General features: G+C 43.7%; 17 protein-coding genes. 5 read left to right on the top strand and 12 right to left on the bottom strand.

Going from position 1 to position 13,164, the window contains the following annotated elements; translation table 11 throughout:
• Positions 1 to 56: 56 nt before the first annotated feature.
• The 4 genes from ACBZ72_06340 to ACBZ72_06325 form a co-directional block, all read right to left on the bottom strand.
• Positions 57 to 2,135: an amylo-alpha-1,6-glucosidase gene (locus ACBZ72_06340; protein ID XES78487.1), complete on the bottom strand. Its 2,079-nt coding sequence runs from the start codon at positions 2,133 to 2,135 to the stop codon at positions 57 to 59.
• A 1-nt stretch (position 2,136) separates the two neighbouring features.
• Positions 2,137 to 3,018 (bottom strand): DUF89 domain-containing protein, encoded by an 882-nt coding sequence (locus tag ACBZ72_06335; GenBank protein ID XES78486.1) that lies wholly within the window; start codon positions 3,016 to 3,018, stop codon positions 2,137 to 2,139.
• Positions 3,015 to 3,686 carry a triose-phosphate isomerase gene (gene tpiA, locus ACBZ72_06330; protein ID XES78659.1) on the bottom strand — a complete coding sequence of 224 codons (672 nt, stop codon included), beginning with the start codon at positions 3,684 to 3,686 and terminating at the stop codon, positions 3,015 to 3,017. Before tpiA ends, ACBZ72_06335 begins: the two co-directional genes overlap by 4 nt.
• A 195-nt stretch (positions 3,687 to 3,881) precedes the next feature.
• The gene (locus tag ACBZ72_06325) at positions 3,882 to 5,564 is read right to left on the bottom strand and encodes a CBS domain-containing protein (protein XES78485.1); all 1,683 of its coding nucleotides are present in this window, start codon (positions 5,562 to 5,564) and stop codon (positions 3,882 to 3,884) included.
• Between the two features lie 336 nt (positions 5,565 to 5,900).
• Here ACBZ72_06325 and ACBZ72_06320 point away from each other — a divergent pair, with 336 nt between their 5' ends.
• The 4 genes from ACBZ72_06320 (at position 5,901) to ACBZ72_06305 (ending at position 7,240) form a co-directional block, all read left to right on the top strand.
• Positions 5,901 to 6,287 (top strand): response regulator, encoded by a 387-nt coding sequence (locus tag ACBZ72_06320; GenBank protein ID XES78484.1) that lies wholly within the window; start codon positions 5,901 to 5,903, stop codon positions 6,285 to 6,287.
• A 135-nt stretch (positions 6,288 to 6,422) separates the two neighbouring features.
• Positions 6,423 to 6,662: a hypothetical protein gene (locus ACBZ72_06315; GenBank protein XES78483.1), complete on the top strand. Its 240-nt coding sequence runs from the start codon at positions 6,423 to 6,425 to the stop codon at positions 6,660 to 6,662.
• Between the two features lie 2 nt (positions 6,663 to 6,664).
• Positions 6,665 to 6,841 carry a hypothetical protein gene (locus ACBZ72_06310; GenBank protein ID XES78482.1) on the top strand — a complete coding sequence of 59 codons (177 nt, stop codon included), beginning with the start codon at positions 6,665 to 6,667 and terminating at the stop codon, positions 6,839 to 6,841.
• 30 nt (positions 6,842 to 6,871) lie between these two features.
• Positions 6,872 to 7,240, top strand: a complete 369-nt coding sequence (locus ACBZ72_06305) for a VOC family protein (protein ID XES78658.1) — start codon at positions 6,872 to 6,874, stop codon at positions 7,238 to 7,240.
• Between the two features lie 76 nt (positions 7,241 to 7,316).
• On the opposite strand, the gene ACBZ72_06300 is transcribed toward ACBZ72_06305, so the two are convergent.
• The gene (locus tag ACBZ72_06300; GenBank protein XES78481.1) at positions 7,317 to 7,742 is read right to left on the bottom strand and encodes an NUDIX hydrolase; all 426 of its coding nucleotides are present in this window, start codon (positions 7,740 to 7,742) and stop codon (positions 7,317 to 7,319) included.
• Between the two features lie 163 nt (positions 7,743 to 7,905).
• Here ACBZ72_06300 and ACBZ72_06295 point away from each other — a divergent pair, with 163 nt between their 5' ends.
• Entirely contained in the window at positions 7,906 to 9,117 is a 1,212-nt protein-coding gene (locus ACBZ72_06295) for a tyrosine-type recombinase/integrase (GenBank protein XES78480.1), read from the top strand.
• 50 nt (positions 9,118 to 9,167) lie between these two features.
• On the opposite strand, the gene ACBZ72_06290 is transcribed toward ACBZ72_06295, so the two are convergent.
• From ACBZ72_06290 to ACBZ72_06260, 7 genes are all read right to left on the bottom strand, one after another.
• Positions 9,168 to 9,482 carry a hypothetical protein gene (locus ACBZ72_06290; GenBank protein XES78479.1) on the bottom strand — a complete coding sequence of 105 codons (315 nt, stop codon included), beginning with the start codon at positions 9,480 to 9,482 and terminating at the stop codon, positions 9,168 to 9,170.
• Positions 9,454 to 9,735 (bottom strand): hypothetical protein, encoded by a 282-nt coding sequence (locus ACBZ72_06285; protein XES78478.1) that lies wholly within the window; start codon positions 9,733 to 9,735, stop codon positions 9,454 to 9,456. The genes ACBZ72_06290 and ACBZ72_06285 overlap by 29 nt, the downstream gene beginning before the upstream one ends.
• Before the next feature lie 360 nt (positions 9,736 to 10,095).
• Entirely contained in the window at positions 10,096 to 10,488 is a 393-nt protein-coding gene (locus ACBZ72_06280) for a hypothetical protein (GenBank protein XES78477.1), read from the bottom strand.
• Positions 10,489 to 10,544: 56 nt separating this feature from the next.
• Positions 10,545 to 11,132 (bottom strand): hypothetical protein, encoded by a 588-nt coding sequence (locus tag ACBZ72_06275; GenBank protein ID XES78476.1) that lies wholly within the window; start codon positions 11,130 to 11,132, stop codon positions 10,545 to 10,547.
• Between the two features lie 72 nt (positions 11,133 to 11,204).
• Positions 11,205 to 11,672 carry a hypothetical protein gene (locus tag ACBZ72_06270; GenBank protein ID XES78475.1) on the bottom strand — a complete coding sequence of 156 codons (468 nt, stop codon included), beginning with the start codon at positions 11,670 to 11,672 and terminating at the stop codon, positions 11,205 to 11,207.
• 67 nt (positions 11,673 to 11,739) lie between these two features.
• On the bottom strand, positions 11,740 to 12,273 hold the full coding sequence (locus tag ACBZ72_06265; GenBank protein ID XES78474.1) for a hypothetical protein: 534 nt from the start codon (positions 12,271 to 12,273) through the stop codon (positions 11,740 to 11,742).
• Between the two features lie 2 nt (positions 12,274 to 12,275).
• On the bottom strand, positions 12,276 to 12,614 hold the full coding sequence (locus tag ACBZ72_06260; GenBank protein ID XES78473.1) for a hypothetical protein: 339 nt from the start codon (positions 12,612 to 12,614) through the stop codon (positions 12,276 to 12,278).
• Between the last annotated feature and the right edge of the window lie 550 nt (positions 12,615 to 13,164).

Below are 13,164 nucleotides of genomic sequence, written 5' to 3'. Positions count from 1 at the left end.
CAGGTAGCCAACCTACCCCAGTAACCGCCTTGATAGTTTCACGGGTTAGGGAGGGTTTATGGAGTTGCCAAAACCTGCTTTTCAAATCTTGGTCTAACCTGCAAAACATCTTCCATATACGCCCGAAGGGGCTCAGCTATACTCCATGCCTGCGAGATGCAGCCCCTTGGGTTGTGGGGTTGTTGTCCGTCAAAGATTTCGCTAACCGTTCCTAACCCTGCCTGCTGAATTTGCGTCTTAAACAAGGGGTCAAGGAAGGTTTGGGCGGCAACTCGCCGATTTTCTGCGTTTGCACCTTTGGCTTTCAGAAACGCTGTTGTGAAGGGTCCCAAAAGCCAAGGCCACACGGTGCCGTTATGGTAGGCTCGGTCTCGGCTGCCTTTATCGCCTTGATAGATGCCCCTGTAGTTGGGGTTCTGCTGCTCTAGGGTCCGCAGCCCAAAGGGCGCCCAAAGCTCTTTTAACACTAAGTCCACGATTTGCTGGTTTTGGACTTTGTCCAGCATAGTGAAATCCAAGGACGCCGCGATGATTTGGTTTGGCCTTAACGAAGCATCTGGTCCAGATTCGGTGAGAACGTCGTAGAGGCAGTTTCGTTGTTTGTTCCAAAACTTCGCTGAAAAGCTTGTTTTGGCTTTGTCCGCCAAAGCTGCATACTCTTCGGAACGCTTTTGTTCGCCAAACTCACCAGCTAAAACCTGCATTGTCTGCAACGCGTTATACCAGAGTGCCTGTATCTCAACCGCTTTTCCTCTGCGGGGTGTCACGGCTTTTCCGTCAATTTCAGCATCCATCCAAGTTAAACCTGCACCGTGTATGAGCAAGCCGTCCCCGTCTACGTGAATGCCAAAAAGGGTTCCTCTCATGTGGCTATGCACGATTGTTTTGAGGCTTTCCCAAAGTTGGCTGCGAACGAATTTGAAATCTCCCGTGTATTTTAGGTACTGCAGAACCGCGTTGACGTACCATAAGGTGGCGTCCACCGTGTTGAGTGCGGGCTCCTCTGTGGCGTCGCTGACAAAGTTGGGAATTAACCCCGCTTTGGCAAACTTGTTGAATCCCAAAAGCACCTTCTGCGCCTCCCCATACCTTCCCAAAACGAGCATCAAGCCTGGCAGGGCGATGAAGGTGTCCCTGCCCCAAGCTTCAAACCAGTGATACCCTGCAATAACGCTCTTTGAATCGCCAAAGCCCTTGACGAGGAAGCTGTCAGCCGCTAAAAGAATCCAGCTTAGCCAAGCGTTTGGGGGTGCCTCAGGATGCGTCGAGTAGAACCCCGTCAGAAGGGCATTTTGGCGTTGTTTCTCGTTACCCAGAAGGCGTAACACATCAGCCGTGGATGTCCCAGATGCGCCTAGGCTTTCCGCGTTTTGCTGGTTACTGGTGGAAGCCGCTGCCAGAACCGCAAACTGCACTCGGCTGGATGGTGCGATGGTTACTTGGAAGTAGCCTGGTTGATAGGCGTCGTCGATGCTGCTTTCGCCGCGTTGAGCTTCTTCTCGGTAAAACAGTTTTTCAATCCAATTTGGATGCACGTAGAATTCGCCCTGCGTAGCCCTTAAGGTTACGGTGGCTTTGGGTGAGGTGAAGATTAGTTCCGCTTCTTTTCTGGTGTTCTGTTGGGTGAATTGCAGCGGCTTGTCCTTTAGGTTCACGACCGCGTGGAAGTGCCTGCAAGTTACCAGCGGCGTAACTTTGAAGACCGCCTCTGAGTTGCCTGCGTTTTGCGCCTCGTAAACTGCTGCTGTGACGTTTTTTTCGTAAGGCAAAAAAACGGTCTTCTTTACCAAGACTTTGTCTGCCCTGTAAGTGAAGGTTGGAAAGGGTGAAACCGAAAACTCTTGCAGATGTCTAAAGCCTTGGGGGAAAAGGGCGTCGCTGAATTGGTTAACCCCCAACAAAAACACTTTGCCGTCCACGTTGATTTCCTCATCCAGCTTGGCTAAGCAGACGGTTCGGTCGCCGGGGGGATGCAGGGCGGCTACAAGTAGCCCGTGGTATTTGCGGGTGTTCACGCCTAAAGCTGTGCTGGATGCGTAGGTGCCCAGCCCGTTGGTTATGAGCCACTCTTTTTGGGTGGCTTCTTGAAAGTTTGCCAGTTCGGTTCGGCTCAGCCTCAGGGTGGGCGTGTCCATGTTAAGGCATCAGCTTGGCGACATTTTTGTGTCTAGGGACACAGAAATAGTTAGCCACGGGCGTGCATTTGGTGCGAAACATCAGGAAATGCGGGTTTTTGAGTTCGTATTCGGTTAGGGTTTCGGCGTAGCCCATGCCTTTGGCGAAAACCAGCTTTGCGGCTTTGTAAGTTTTTAGGAATTCGGGGCTAACCAGCTTCATTTGCAAGCCAACGGCGTCGGCGCCTGTGGTTATGACTTCGTCGGCGATTTTGTCCATGCCGCTGAACTCCACGTCTTCCATGGTGGCGTCGTTTATGACTGGCGCAGACTTCACTACATACGTGACATGTACCCCCATGTTCTTGAGTTGTTCAACAAGGATGGTGTCAAACACGATTTCGCCTGCGTTATCCGCCAAATACAGTAGCTTGCCCGTTTTCTCCGCTAAGTCGTAGGCTTTGTCTATGTCGTCTATGACCAGGTCTTTGGCGGCGTCCTTGATTGTTTTGCGCAGGTCTTTAAGGGTGAAGTTGTGTCCCGGAATGTCAAACTCCATGATGTTGCCCACGATGGCGACAAGGCAGGCTCGTTTGAAGCGGTCTTGCTGGCTGTAGCCTTCGTCAACATAGTTTTTGGCGAAGGGCAAAAGCTCTTTGGCTTTTTCGTTGCTTTGTTTTTTGGTACGCTGGTAGGGGTCAGGGTTGCCTGTTAATTCCCTGATTATCTTGTCGCGTTTGGTGCCTAAATCGGCGGAGTTTGAGGTGGGCTTAAATTCGCGGTTCACCAGCTTCACTATTTCCGCCATGCACCGGAACCGCAACGCAGGGTTAGTGGTGGACATGTAAGTTTCAGCGCAGCCCCTTGAAAGCAGGCACGCTGAACATTCAGCTTCGACCTTCATTGAGGCTTCACCGTTGCGGAATCAGCAAACTCCCGAAGCACCCTGTAAGGGTCCTTTGCCTTCACTATGCCGCTTGCAACAAGCACTCCATGAGCACCCAGTTTGAGAGCGACATTGACGTCTTCACCGTGGCTTATGCCTGCCCCGCACAAAATCACTGCATCATTGTTGACTTTGCGAACCAGCTTAATTGTGTTGGTGACTGCTTCCGGCTGGGCTTTGCTAACGGCGACACCTGTGCCGATGAGTTCAGGCGGCTCAATGCTGATGATGTCAGGGCAAAGGTAGGCTGCTGAAGCGCTGGTGGTGGGGTTGTTGGTGCACAGGCAGGATATGAGGTCATGTTCTTTGGCGAGCTTTATCACGGCGTCGATGTTAGCCAACGTCATTTGACTTTCCGAATGGTTAATGAGTGTGCCCACGGCGCCTGCTTGCTTAACCGCTTCGGCCAAAATGTGCCCCGTGTTGCTGCCCGCTTTAATTGGGTCTATATGTTGGGCGTAAACAGGAATTTCCACGGCGTCAACAACTGCTTTCAGGTCGATTGATTGGGGAGCTACTGCAATGTAGACGCCTGTTTCTTTACTTGCCTTTTCAGCTTGCTTGGCAAGCTCCACGGCTCTTTGTCCCGTGGCTTCAAGGTAGGTTTTGAAGTTCACTATTATCATTGGCGGCTGAAGCTTAGGCTTCAAATTTTATTTCACCGCTATGCTTTTGGGTTTGTATGTTAATAACGGTTGCCTTTCAGAAAAAACCGCCGAACGTTGCCGCGATTGATTTTGCCACGACACCCGTCTGTGTATTCAAATTTTTTTCGTTCCAAACCTGAAATATTGTGAATTGAACCTTTTTGCGGCAACTGTTTAGGATGCTGCGGTTGTAGCGACCTTAAGCCGCTTCGTCATGTCCTGCGTCAGTAAACCGATGAGTTGCCCCTCTTTAGCTACTGCCATTCGTTTGGTTCCTTTTTTATTTAGAATTCTTAGCGCGTCGGTCATGGTTTGCTCTTGAGTTAACGTTATCAGCGGCGTGTAATCCAAATCCTTAATCAAAGCGTTTTCAGGGTCCTTTCTTGATTTTACGACTTCTTTAAGAATATCGCGGTCACTTAAGATGCCTACTTGCTCACCTTTTTGCGTCACAATAACCGCGTTTATGTTGCTTTTGAGCATGGTGTCAACAATTTTTGACACGGGACTCATTATTGAAACAGTCATCTTTGGCAGCTTCATGCCTGCGGCTTGAGCTGAAATTTCAGAGATTTCCATGCCTCGCTTCCAAGTGTCGTTAAGCATTTCTCTGACCCGCTCGCTGGACCGTTTGTCGTTGGTGAAGAAAGTGTCGTTAAGGTAAAAGAAGGATTCATCTGAGACGTCGTCAATTGGCGCGGACTTGAACATGAACAGGTTTCGGTCATCCACAAGCATCATGGTCATGTAGTTAATTGGTACATGTTTGATTTCGTAGGCTGAAGAAAGCTTCGTTGCCGCCTCCAAGTTGTCAAAATCAATAGGTGCCATAAGCCTAAACTTGACGCCGGGTTTGTGGTGTTTTTCAAAAGGATCCTTCTCCAAGAGGCTAATCAAACTCTGAGAAGATGTGATTAGGATAACATCTTCTTTGGCGTTGTCCAGCATCTCGACTACTTTTTGCCATGCCTGCTGGGGGTCTTTTATAACCACGGTTTCGCCTATGGGTATGCCTGTTTTAAGCTCTTCGATTCTTCTGTCGGCTTCGATGCCTATCTGCCACATTTGGCTGAAGAATGCTTTTAGAATGGAGATGAACATTTTGTCGTTTATCCATAACCCTTCGTCCTCAATGTTGAGAATGGATGCTTCATCTCCGCTGGATGCATACAGGATGGCTTCTTCTTCGTCTTTTATGAGGAAGCGGGGGAAGTAGCGGGCGTTTAGGTTTAGGTGGTGCATTTCAACTTGGAAGCCGTTTCCGGTGATTCTTTTTTGTAGGCGCTCCATTATGCGGTAGTTTTCTTTGGTTATGTCTGCGATGATTTTGATTGTTATCTTATGATTTTTCGCCGTATCTACCACTGAGTCAAAAACTCCGCCTAAATCTTCTTGGATAACCCCCAACCCAGTGGTTAAGATGTAGATGTCTTTTTGAGACTCGTCAATCATGCCCAGCATTTTTGAGTGGATTTTCTTTTTCCCGCTTATGACGCTGAATTTTGCGACGGCGTAGTCGGATTCGGGGGAGCTGATGGTTCTCCAGGAGTTTATTAGGCTTTCTTTTTGTTCGTTTAGGTTTTCCACTTCGATTTTTTTGGATTCAATAAATGACTCTAAGAGGTTGCTGAAGGGAACAACGGTGAATCGGGTGGGGCGTTCAAGGGTGGCTTCGATGAAGCCTTTTTCCTGTAGCTTTTTGAATGTTCGGTAGGCTTGGACTCTCTCCATTTTCAGACGTTTTGCTACAAAACTGGTGGATTGAGCTCCGCTTTTAGCTAGAAACATGTAAACTTGAACTTCACGTTTTGAGAAACCCAAGTTCTGCAGAAACTTCAAAATATCCTTTTCTGTCAACGCAACCCTAACCTGAACGTGATGTGTTATAATGAGTCTGCTACAACTAAGTGTTACAATATGTTATTTTGTTTCTTACCTATATAAGCCTACTGCGTTTGTTGTTAAACCCTCAATTAACGTCTTGTCTGCTTGCAAAAGCGGGGTTTGTGACTGTTTTTGAGTCGGATATGATTCTTGAAGAAAGCATAATTTATAAGGATGAACCACTGAGATTTATGTAGAGTCCCAAGTTGGGCGAAGCTTTAAACTCTTTGCTATCCAATCTTGCTCTTCAGAGTAGAGTACATATGTTGAACAAACGGTTTGAGCTTAAACCACAAGGAAGGTAATCCTTTGGGTAATTTAAGAAGACGCGTAATTGTTGTGGATGATGATAAGTCCATTCTTAGGACGTTCACCCGTATTCTTCAGAAAAGCGGTTACGAAATTGACGTAGCCGAAACCGCTAAAGAGGCGATTGACAAATCCAAAGCAAAAAGTTACGATTTAGCCCTCATAGACATTCGCCTCCCCGACATGGATGGAACCGACCTGCTGGTTAAGATGCAAAAAACCATGCATAACAGCATAAAAATCATGATTACAGGGTTTCCTTCCTTAGAAACAGGGGTTAAGGCGCTGGATGAGGGTGCGGATGCCTATTTGGTTAAACCTGTGAAGCCTGAAGAGCTTTTGTCTTTAATTGAAGAGAAATTCAGGGCGAAAGAAGAAGCTGCATAACCTGCTTGTTTCGCAGGCTATGATAGTGGTTGTTTGAGCACAGCAACAAGATTTTAAATATTTTTTGTCTAAACAGAGTAATCAGTCAGACCATTAGACCTTAAGAGAGAATTCAGGTTTTAAGGGGAGTTAAAGATGCAAGCATCAACCGTTTGTAGTGAAGAAACCGGGTATGAACGCAAACCGCAAAAAGAGGGGTCAAAGCGCCTAACACCTGATGATTACTCAAATGCTGGCATACTTAAACTGTACGATTGGTCGGTTAAAGGTCGAGAAGCCCACGATAAAGAAATGGTGAAGTACCGCCAATACTTAATGAAACTCTGCAAAATATCGCACGATGTAGAGGCGTCGATAAACCACAAGGAGACCTAAATTTGGGAAGAAAAACCGCTTCTTCCACCTTGGAAGCTCGCAATGTTGAAGTCTCCGTTGTTTCAGACTATGTTCGCCTGTGCATAGGCGAAGGCGTGACGCCCGAAGAAGCCTTCAAGACCCTTCGTCAAAAACTACGTGCCAGCGAAGAGTTCAACATCCAAGCCGCGAAAAAATAAGGTCCTTTTCAAACTTCTGGAGGTGAAAAACTGTCGCGAGTAATACATTTTGAGATTCCTGCCGCCAACCCTGAAAAAATGATTGCGTTTTACACAAGGGTTTTCGGCTGGAAAATCGACAAGTGGAATGGGCCTGTAAACTACTGGTTAATCACAACTGGAGACGACGCCGAGCCCGGGATAAATGGTGCCATCGCGGAGAAATCTGAAACCGTGCAAGCCACGACAAACACGATTAATGTTGCCTCTTTTGAGGAGGCAATTCAGAAAGTAACTGAGGCGGGCGGTCAAGTTCTGATGCCAAAAATGGCGGTTCCCGGAGTAGGCTACATGACCTACTGCAAAGACCCCGAAGGTAACGTTTTTGGCGTAATGCAATCGTACCCCCAAGCAAAATAGCCTATACGTGCCGCTGATTTTCCAACTAATTTCTGCTATCGTCCTGCTGTGTCGGCTTGAAGGCGGCGGCTGGCAGTTAGGAAACGCCACTCTGATTTTCTTGAGCCAAATAGTCCTTAATCATCCGCGCATGCACAAACGCCAGGACAGGTGGAATTTGGTCGAAGCTGAAGAGTTTGATTTCGGCGATTTCTGATTCTTGCCGTTTAAGCTCTCCCCCCACAGGTTTGACGAGAAAGCATGCGGGGTGATAGTCGTATTCGTATCCGCTTTCGACGCCTTGTTCGTGGTATTCGCCGACTTTGCGCACAATTTCCGCTTTCAGCCCTGTTTCTTCTTTGACTTCTCGGACTATGGTTTGCTCGACGGTTTCGCCGGGGTCTACTCTTCCGCCGGGCAGTGCCCAGTACCCGATGAAGGGCGGGGTTGAGCGTTTGATGAGTAGGATTTGGTTTGGGGGGTAGGTTATGATGGCGGTTGTGGTTCGGCCTTGGAATTTCATGAGTTAACAGAGTTTTTGGTGAGACATATCTCTTCTGGCAACCTTCGCAGGTAGACCCCTCTATAGAGAGGCTACGGTTAGAGCGATTTTTAGAAACTACAGGGTTAAGCGGTTTTACCGAAAGTTTTAGAGGGAGAACAAAACCATTAGGAGTGACCGCTCAATGACCACAAAAAGAGCAGAGCAAGATTGGGAAAAAGATGCCTACGTTAAAGAGTGGCTTTCCAAGGTTGGAGAACGAACACAGAACAACTACAAGCAACGATACCCTAAATGGCTTGCCTTCATTGGTATTACACCAACAGAACAATTTCTAAAGCGTGCCAAAGATTTACAAAGCAGCAATCCTAAAGAACGCGGATTCTTTGAGGATAAATTGATAGACTTCAAGAATGCTTTAGTTACACAAAACCTTTCTCCGTCAACCATACATGGGATGCTTACTCCTGTGCAAAGCTTCTTTTCGGCTCATAGAGTACCTTTGAGGTTTAAACGCGGAGAACTGAATGTGGATGCAAGAATAGAAGATAAAGTGGTTCGGGAATGGATTCCAGAAAACCAGCAAATGAAACAGATTTATCAGCACGGAGAAATCAGAGACAGAGCCTTATTATTGGTGTTGTATCAAAGCGGATTTTCTGAGACCGATGTTAGCAGTCTAAGCCTTGAGGATTTGCCCAACATCCAAGAATGTGAAGGACATTACCCCATTACGATGTATAGGGAAAAAACCAATGTGTTACAGAGAACGTGCATCAGCGAAGAAGCGGTTCATGACATCAGAGAGATGCTCAAAGAACGTGAAAATAATGGTCAGCTAAAAAAAGATGCGACTGAAAGAACACCGCTTTTCATAAGCCAAAAGGAAAAACGGCTGTCTGTTCGTTTCATAAATGACGCTATCAAGGGCATGGTTGAAAAAACCTATGGGAAAGAGCAAGCGGATAAGTTTAAGACTAAGAGCCTAAGAGACGCTTACAATGACGCTTTATTGAGAGCTAACTTAACGCAAGAAATTAAGGATACTCTTTTCGGTCACAAACGTGAAGGTGCAAGAGAGAAGTACGCTATTAGCCAAACAACCGTGATAGATGCCTACAATAAGGCTTTTCAGTTTATGAGTGTCAATCACGGGACGCAAGCAAGAAAAGACATTGAAGTTATGAGAGACCAAATGCGTGCGATTAGAGACAACAACGATAAGACGCTTCACAACCTTAACCGCATTATTGAACAGCAGCAAAAACAAATGGAACAGCAAGACAAGAAAATCGAAGAATTAGAAGACAGATTTGAAGCTAAACTTGCCGAAACAATGCGGAAAGCAATAGATGCAATTAACAAATTCCAAGAAGAAGCAAAAAGAAGGACATAATAGAAGAGCTATACTCTTTTTCTTGTTTTTAATCTAAAACTATATTCTCTTTATACCTCATTAGTCATCTCGAATACAGATGGAAGAGGTGTTTTGTTTTCAATTTTAGTTAGCCAACTATCATAACGCTGTAGAAATCGTTTATAACGGCGGTTATTTACCAAGAAAGCAGTACCCATTACAACCCCCACCAATATAGCTTCAATGATTGCCGTTACTAAGTCAAGAGTATGACTAAAATAGAGAGTTATTATCAGAACAACTAAAGCTGTTAAACCACCTGTCAAAATTGAACTTCCGATTTTGAAATAACTTAAGAATGCCTCTTTAACAGTTTCAATCTTCGTAATTTCTAACTCTATCAAATGGCTTTTGTGGGGTGCTATTCGCTGTAGCCGTTTTCGATGCTACATCATTTCCTCTTTTTAAAAAGAAAAAGAAAAACAGACCATAAAAAGCAAACAAAACAAATGTAAGAAGGGTAGCCAAAAAAGCGCTATTGAACTCTGTAATTTTATCAGGAGTCTGGAAAAAATAAAAAGCACTATTGTAGCAGCCAGTAACTACAATTGATAATAATACTCCCAACATCAAACTAAACGCATCGATTTTTGGCATAATTATTATTTATTCATTTCATTTTAAAGTTTTTTCACAATAAAGACGGAATTGCCCGAAAAACAGAATGAGGCACCGTTTGCTTTTCTTGCTGTTGTTTCCGTGGGTGCGTGTAGCCAATTGTTTACCGTGTTCCCTGTATGGAGAGGTAGCGATGAGACCGTGAACCCTCAAATTTCCATAAAAATGCAGGCTTAAGGTGCGAAAAATTTCGACATAAAAAACTTCTTAATTACAGAAATAACCCCAAAATAGGCTTAAAACGCCCCCATGGTCAAAAAAGCCAATCGTAAAAAAAGTGGCGTGGTCAATTAGTGCATATATGAAAATAGAATGCGTGTAAGTAGCGCAAATGGGCATTCAATTATCTTCTGTTTTCTCATTAGTTGGCGATATTAGTTTCTGAATGAAGAGAAGTATATAACCCGTAACCGTTCCAACCAAGAAAAGCAAAGCATCACCAGATACCAAACCAGAGTAAGTTAACCAACTCATAAATCCAATTATGACCGCCAAAAATACTGTCATGACATAGAGCATGTTACGGTTATGTGTTGACGCTTTTTGAAAATAGTCTGTAGCGGCTTCCGATTCATCCTTCTTGTGATTGAGGTATATCTCTACAAGAGGCTTAATAGCTTCTATCAGCCCAATGTACCCAGTTTCATCTTTCTTCGACTGACTTTTCTGCGGAGTATTAATTTGCATACTCTCTATCTCTTCTATGGGTTCCCCTTCGCTTTCTTTACTCATCGAGATTAGCTCCCATCGCTAAATTAGGTTGTTTAGTAATTTGAATTTTTTCAAAGTCAATGCTTTCGGAAGCGTTTTCCACACGCATAGCATTTCCATTCGCTTGTGTTGTAGCTTCGTACGTTTTTGTTTTCACAGTAAGGGCAAATATCACCATGTTTGCGTGCGTGTTCCATTAGATGAATTTTGTTTACGTGTTGGCTTTTTGTTTGGATGTAATCTTCAAATTCATTAATGCCTTCCCTGAAATGGGGCATGCTTAGTCTTGTGTTAATCTCAGACTTTGCACGCTTGTAATATTCCCAAAGCCACTTCGTTACTTGTTCATCTTCCAGATTAGAATCAATTAGTTGCTTCAGTGAATTAGCGACTACTATGAAGCATTCAGATAAGCTGTAATCTGAAAAAGAATTCCTTCCTTGGAATGTCTCAGATAACTCTGCACTATCATCAGATGACGGCTTCTTTAACCAGTTGCAGTCTAGCCAAAAGTGTGCCCAATCTTTGCCTTCAAGAACTGTTCGCGTTTCAGAAGTTAATCTGTTAAAGTAACCTTCCTTATTGAGCCTGAGTTTAGAAGACAGCGGTATCCTCTGCAAAACTTCTCGTGAAATCTGCTTGTCTAATTCTTTAAAGAACCCCATTGTTTAATCTCCTATTTATGGTCTCGGAGAATAAGGTGTATACTTCTCTTCATAGACCATCCAACAAATACATTAGCGAAAACCTATTTTCGGAAGCGAAAGCTCGATAACCAAGTTTCCGTCAGGCATCTCCGTGAAAAGCCTATAACCTTTGTTTAATAGCTCTCGGCATTCTTCCAGATTGACACGTCCTTCAGGAAAACGTTTCACATTGATTAAAGGCGATTTTAATGCTAAAGGCTGACTGCTTCCATTCGCAAGGTTGTTCATTACAAAATTTCCTAAAGCTCCAATGGTGATGTAATAGCTTGAAAGGTCAGGTCTAACATCTAAGATTACTCTCTGCTTGAAAAAACCCGTTAAAGGTTTAAGTGAATAAGTGTCAATTGCTTCTCGTTTCAACAGGATAATGGTGTCTATATGTTTTTTTGGCTCTTTTTTGCCTAAGCTGGATAAGGGCAGAAGTTCGACCTTTCTGTTTTTCTCGCTCCATTTGTGGAATATTTGATTGAATTCTTTTGTGACTGCGGTTTTTTCCACGCAGAAACCATTTTTGTTATCGCTGACAATTTTAGTTACGCTCTGAACTTTACATGGATTTTCCATTCTATCGGCTCTCCAAAAGTTTTTGGCGTTCCTGCTCATTTTGCAGTCTCAGCGTTCTTTTGATTAGGGATTCTCTTTGTCCCGTGGAAGGGTCGATACTGCTGAAGTCATCTTCAAAAATTACTGTTTGACCACTTTTCTTTATAGCTTGTATGTTTTGCCTTAAGAGGTTTTGAAGCGTGTCTTTTGCCCTAACTTTTTCTTCTCCGCTTCCAAAATGGGCTTTATTCTGTAAGAATTCGACCATGTCACTGTGACTATCAAATCCTTGAGAGAATCCGTCACCATACTTTCCATATGGGTTTTCCTTTTGTTTTTGTTCGTGTGTTAACGGAACGCTTCCAGAAGCGGAGCCTTCTTCAGGTGAAGCTTCTTGTTCAGTTATTTTTTGTTCAAGCTCTTCTCTTGCTTTCTTTTCAATTTCAAGTTGCTGTTCAAGTTCAAGCTTTTCTTTCGTGAGGCGTTCAATATCAGAGTTTTTAGTGTTAACGGTTAGCTCCAAGCTCAAAGGTTTCTTGATGTTTTCTGTGCTCATGGCTATTTTTGCTCCTTGCCACTGTTGAAGGCATTTTCAGTTTCTTCATTTGTTTTTAATTCAATCTGACTTTCTGTCATGCCTTTACATGGAAAATGTCCAGAAACTAAACGGCTATCTCCATAGAAGTTAACTATAAGCTCACCGCTTGTAACTCTGCTCTCGTATTTGACATTTGCACTCTTGTAACTTGCACCTAAAACAAACATCTGATAAATTAGCTCATCCAGAAAAGTACATTGTGGCTTATTTAGAAGCTTTGCCAAATATTCAATTTGTGATTTTGCCTCTTTGTGAATTTGCAAAGTTACAAATCCTTCATTTCTAAATTTTGATTCCATACAAAAACACCAAAATATTTTATTTATGACACATTTTGTGATTTTGTAGTATTTAAAAATTTTTGTTTGCCTTAACAATAATTTTCCGTTACCCGTTCAAAAACCAAAAAACATAAATATTAATTGCAATATTTTTAGGTGAGAATGTAGTGATTCTACTTTTTATCAGGGAAATAGATGTGAGACTGATATTCTCGAAAAGGAATTCTTATTCAAAATGTGTTGAAAACATTAGCGAAGGTGCAACATCATTCATCGATACAAATTAAGAAGGATTAGAGCCTTTTTTGTTCAGGTGAATAAATAAATACAACATCAGACGATTGAGGTGAAAAAATCCTCTGGCACTTAATTCTGTAAATTGTTGAGACAAATCAGCTTGCCTTTGAAACAGATTGGCATTAGAGATGGGGTAAGATTTAGGGTAACAATCGAAGAGATAAAAGGTATCGAAGTAACAGCCAGAAAAGAACATTATCGTGATGCTGAGAAGCATCGGCGTGAACGCATAACCACAACATTCTAATTTTTTCTATCAGGTAGCTCCTAA

This window comes from Candidatus Bathyarchaeia archaeon, from assembly GCA_041447175.1.
Taxonomy (GTDB): Archaea; Thermoproteota; Bathyarchaeia; order Bathyarchaeales; family Bathycorpusculaceae; genus JADGNF01.
Note: the sequence above shows the minus strand (reverse complement) of the source record. Positions and strands in the feature narration are given on the sequence as shown.